The sequence below is a fragment of the Ruminococcus sp. genome (assembly GCF_024691275.1).
In the GTDB taxonomy this organism is placed as follows: domain Bacteria; phylum Bacillota; class Clostridia; order Oscillospirales; family Ruminococcaceae; genus Ruminococcus.
Genome location: NZ_JAILNU010000092.1, coordinates 1 through 2,617 on the forward strand (window position 1 = coordinate 1; position 2,617 = coordinate 2,617).

Annotated in this window: 2 protein-coding genes and 2 pseudogenes; all 4 read right to left on the bottom strand. The window is 46.5% G+C overall.

Annotated features, from left to right (window positions below; genetic code table 11):
* Positions 1-572 (bottom strand): annotated as a pseudogene (locus K6G33_RS11255) (phosphoribosylaminoimidazolecarboxamide formyltransferase); the annotation flags it as partial.
* A gap of 51 nt (positions 573-623) precedes the next feature.
* Positions 624-1,583, bottom strand: a complete 960-nt coding sequence (locus K6G33_RS11260) for a hypothetical protein (protein WP_296779495.1) — start codon at positions 1,581-1,583, stop codon at positions 624-626.
* A 10-nt stretch (positions 1,584-1,593) separates the two neighbouring features.
* Positions 1,594-2,307, bottom strand: a complete 714-nt coding sequence (locus K6G33_RS11265) for an IMP cyclohydrolase (protein ID WP_296779497.1) — start codon at positions 2,305-2,307, stop codon at positions 1,594-1,596.
* Between the two features lie 37 nt (positions 2,308-2,344).
* Positions 2,345-2,617, bottom strand: a pseudogene (locus K6G33_RS11270) (hypothetical protein); the annotation flags it as partial.

Genomic DNA, 2,617 nt, shown 5'->3' on the forward strand with positions numbered 1-2,617 from the left:
CGTCCCTGCTCGAAGGATACGCCGTATACCTGCTTTGTCTCGATAGGAGCGGGCTTGTAGTTCTCGTTCATTTTGAGTATGCAGTAGGTGCCCTTTCTCTTGGACTTGAGAATTTCAAGGGCTTCGGGCTCATAGTCGGGAGCGATAACTCCGTCTGATACCTCACGCTGTATCATTTTAGCTGTGCATACGTCCACCTTGTCGGAAAGGGCGATGAAGTCACCGTAGGAGGACATTCTGTCAGCTCCTCTTGCTCTTGCGTAAGCGCTTGCAAGGGGAGTGAGCTCGCCGAGGTCGTCCACCCAGTATATCTTCTTGAGATCGTCGGAGAGTGGTCTGCCGATAGCAGCACCTGCGGGTGATACGTGCTTGAATGAGGTAGCTGCACACATACCTGTAGCAGCCTTGAGCTCCTTTACCAGCTGCCAGCCGTTGAAGGCGTCAAGAAGGTTTATATATCCCGGTTTTCCGCAGAGCACCTCGATAGGGAGCTCGCTGCCGTCAGCCATATAAACTCTTGAAGGCTTCTGATTTGGGTTACAGCCGTATTTTAACTGCATTTCATTTGACATTGTTAATGTCCTCCTTATATTAATTCATAATTCGTAATGCGTAATGCATAATTATTCAGCCTGTTTCAGGGCTTCGTACTCATATTCCGTCACGGTAAGCCTGTTTTTGGATATGTAATTATCCTCCATATATATCAGCCGTCCCGCTTCATCGTACCTGAGTTCCTGAGTGCGTATTGTCTTTTCGGTATCGGGGTCAGACAGAAGAATGATATCTACGGACGTTAAGTCGCCGTTATCGCTGTATTTGGCATTCTGCACCAAAGCGTAGCTGGCACCTTCTTCCTTTCCGTAATCCGAATAATAACTTGTTTCGGAAATGAGAGCGTTTTCTTCGTTATATGTCCATGAGACAGCGGAATACTTCTGATCGTTGTAGCGGATAAAGGTTATATTACCGTTATCGTCAAACTCGCAGTCCGAATAATCTGTTTTATTATCGCTCAGTATTTCATTGTCGGCAGATTCGGGATCATACAAAATTTCGTGTGAGGCGTATTGATGATGATTGCTGTCGTATATAATATCAAGTTCAAAGCTTGTTTTTCCGTTTTTCGTACCTTCAAGCCTTATATTGTCACCGTTTTCGTTATACTTGTAATAATGCTCGCTTTCTCCCAGAATACAGGAATTGCTTTTTTCATAAGACATATTCCCGTTTTCATCATACAGGTACTCGCTCCTTGAATCCACCGTTTCCTCACCTGTTTCGGGATCAACTTTTATTTTGAGCAGCTCGTCGTCATGCTCGTTGAGATAGCAAACGGTTATTGAGCTTATTTCGCCGTTGACAGTTTTTACTGCCGTCTTTTTAGTCACCGCTTCCGCAGGTATCTCGGCACTGAGCTCTGTAGGAACGGTCATTTCGGCTGTATCCTGAGAAGTGGGTTCTGCTGTGGTTTTCTGCTCGTCAGCTGCCGATGATATTATGCTCTTATCGTTGCTTATATCACCGCAGCCGACTGCTGTCAGCATACAGAGCAGCGCAAGCAGAATACTGATTTTTTTCATTTATCGAGTATTACTTGTTCTTGTTTACGATACGTGTCTCCTCAGTGTTGTTTTCGAGGTTCACGTAGCGGACAAAGAGAGATACCTTATTATCTGTATTGAGATTGTTCCAGAGCATATCCGTGAACTGGTCGATATTGCCGCTTATGCCGACAAGCTTTGGCTCGCCCTCAAAGCTGGGGAGAGGAGAACCGTCGCCCATATAGGTGTGTATGAAGTGTCCCTCGCCTGCAATGGGATTATTATAGCTGAATGTGAATCTCTGACATGAGTCGGGGTTGCCGTTAGCGCTCTTGAGTATGGACATTGCGTAGTTGAAGCCCTCCTCGCCGAAGCGGAGTATTCCCGAGATACGGGGAGTATAGTTGGGAGCGTCGTCCTCGAATTCTCTTGTGCGGAGAGCCTGCTCGAAGGTGTACTGCTTGTCCATGAGTTCATAGATAGTATCGGTCTGATCGCCGTTTGTAACGATGAGCTTGTTGCCGAGAACTCTTACGGGAGCGTAGATTATAAGGTGGGGATCGGTAAGCTTTGAGGGATCGAATGCCTCTGTGCGGATACCCTTGCCGTCCTCGATGAATACGCGGTTGCGGCTGTTCTCGCTCCTGCCCATGATGAAGTATGCTGTTACTGCGTACTTTCCGCAGTCGGATTTACCGATGACGATACCTCTTCCGGGATAAGCGTTTGTGCTGAGTTCATTTGCCAAATCAAGCTTTTTCATAATAAATACTCCTTTCGGATAATGGTTTGTTTTTATATCAGTATCTTAAGATAAGAGTGAGCGTGAAGTCTGTAACAACTATCACCAGCACGGTAAGTGTGATGATGTTGAGAGTTCTGCGTTTCGGCTTTGCAAGAAGCCAATTGTAGAAGGGCTGTACAAAGTACAGGAACAGCAGTCCTCCCATGCCGAACCTCAGCGAAGGTGAGAGCGCTATCCTTGCCTGAAAATTGATATCGTAGTCCGCATATGTATCCCACGGCCAGCTGCCCGTGAAGTATTCAAGGACATATGTGCCTGCAAGCTCTAC

Excerpts from the sequence above, each read along its gene's own strand:
- K6G33_RS11260 (WP_296779495.1), bottom strand. The coding sequence starts at position 1,583 with ATGAAAAAAATCAGTATTCTGCTTGCGCTGCTCTGTATGCTGACAGCA.
- K6G33_RS11265 (WP_296779497.1), bottom strand. The coding sequence starts at position 2,307 with ATGAAAAAGCTTGATTTGGCAAATGAACTCAGCACAAACGCTTATCCC.